1 protein-coding gene and 1 pseudogene are annotated in these 1770 nt (G+C 68.7%); one reads left to right on the forward strand and one right to left on the reverse strand.

Annotated features, from left to right (window positions below; genetic code table 11):
* Positions 1–179: pseudogene (locus AC1DVT_RS20015) on the forward strand (IS30 family transposase); the annotation flags it as partial.
* Between the two features lie 116 nt (positions 180–295).
* On the opposite strand, the gene AC1DVT_RS20020 reads toward AC1DVT_RS20015, so the two are convergent.
* On the reverse strand, positions 296–1770 hold a 1475-nt coding region (locus AC1DVT_RS20020), incomplete at its 5' end, for a glycoside hydrolase family 6 protein (RefSeq protein ID WP_477391118.1).

Consider the following 1770-nt stretch of genomic DNA (forward strand, 5'->3'; position numbering starts at 1 on the left):
ACACCAACGGGCTGATCCGCGACTTCTACCCCAAGGGCACGAACTTCAACACGATCACCGACGCCGACCTCGCCGACACGCAACGACTGCTCAACATCCGACCCCGCAAGACCTTGCTCTTCGCGACACCTGCCGAAACACTCGACACGTACATCCGAGACGTTGCACTGACAGATTGAAACCGCCCGGTGGTTTCGCGTGAACCGGGTGGTTTCGCCGTGGGATTCGTCGCGGCTCGGCATCCGGTCCCCATGGGAAAGGGAGCGGACTGAGTCAGTCCGCTCCCCTCTCCCGGTCAATCGGAGGTGCAGGCCTTCCCGTCGAGCCAGAAGATCCACGGCTGTTCGGCGGAGCCCTTTCCGCTCAGTACGACGTCGGGCGCCTTTCCGGACTTGGATGCGCCGTTCGCCGTGAGGGTCACCACGTGACCGGCCTGGCTGACGGTGGCGCGCGTGGCCTTGGTGGCCTTCTGGTCGCCGGACCATACGAATGACAGCGGCAGCCCGGTCGCACCGTCGACGTGGAGCTTGGCCGAGAACGCGTTGCCTGCACCCGCCGCATCCCAGCTCACGTGGCAGTCGAGAGGGTCGATCGGCGGCTCGGCGAATTCGATGAGCTCATGCGCCTGTTCGACGAACCACTGACCCGCCGCAGGGTCCTCGATGMCGCGCTCGGGGTCGAGCGGGCCTCCCGTGCCGCGATAGCACTGGCCGTCCGACTCGCCGGGGACTTTGATCCACAGGTAAGCATCGATGAGTGCGTCACCCGTGCTGGTCGTCGGCAGCGCCCCGAGTCCGCGCTCGGGCGGGTTGCACCACACCTGGGGGTCGGCGCCCGCCGGCGCACCCGGGTACGCCGCGGCCGGACCCGACCATGGGCCCTCTCCGTTGCGGCTGGTGTCGAGGACGAAGTGCGCCTGGGTCGCCGGGTCGCGTGTGACGCCCGTCTGCGCATACGCCTTGGCGTACTCGGCGTCCGAGAGCCCCCACGTCGAGAAGTCCGACGGGTTGGCGGGGTAGTACTGGCTCGCGCACCACCCTGGCTCCCACCAGGAGTTCACCGACAGGTTGATGCAGTCCGAGATCCAGGTGCCGTACTTGGCGAGCCGTTCGGTCTCGACGTAGTTCGACGCGTTGAGGAAGAACCCTTCGGCCCGCTGGACACCCGCCCTGATGAGGCGATCCGAGATATCGCCGACGCCGAGCCAGCCGCTGTGCGTGCCGTCGAGATAGACGGATGTCGCTGCCGACCCGCCGAGCGCGTCGACGGCGTAGTTGAGCTGGGCGAAACGATCGGCCGCAGCAGTGGCGGCATCGGCGTCGGCCGGCCGGCACCACTCGTGGTCGCCGTTGATGGTCGTGTAATGCGGAATGATGCCGAGGCCATCGGGCTCCAGGATCACGGTCGCCGGGCGGCCGCCGATGCCGGCGACGAGCCMGTCGATCCACGCCTCGTAGTCGGCGGTGCTGGCCGCCCCGCCCGCGGAGTACTGCGCGCAGTCGCGGAACGGCAGGTTGTACGCGACCAGGACCGGCATCGCGCCCACTTCGCTGGCGCGGTCGACGTAGCGGCGCGCCGCGGTCTCGACTTCGGCAGGCGTGCCTTTCGTGAACCACTCCGCGGATGGGATGCTCCCCAGCAGCTGGGCGTCGTCGCGGGCCCGTCCGTCGAGCGATTGCGCCGCCTCGAGGGTGGTGCTGAACGGATTGACGAACAGCGTCGAACCGGCGAGGCCGGGTTCCGCGCCCGCGGCGGCGGTCGCGCCTAGCG

This window comes from Microbacterium sp. P2_F9 (assembly GCF_056403635.1).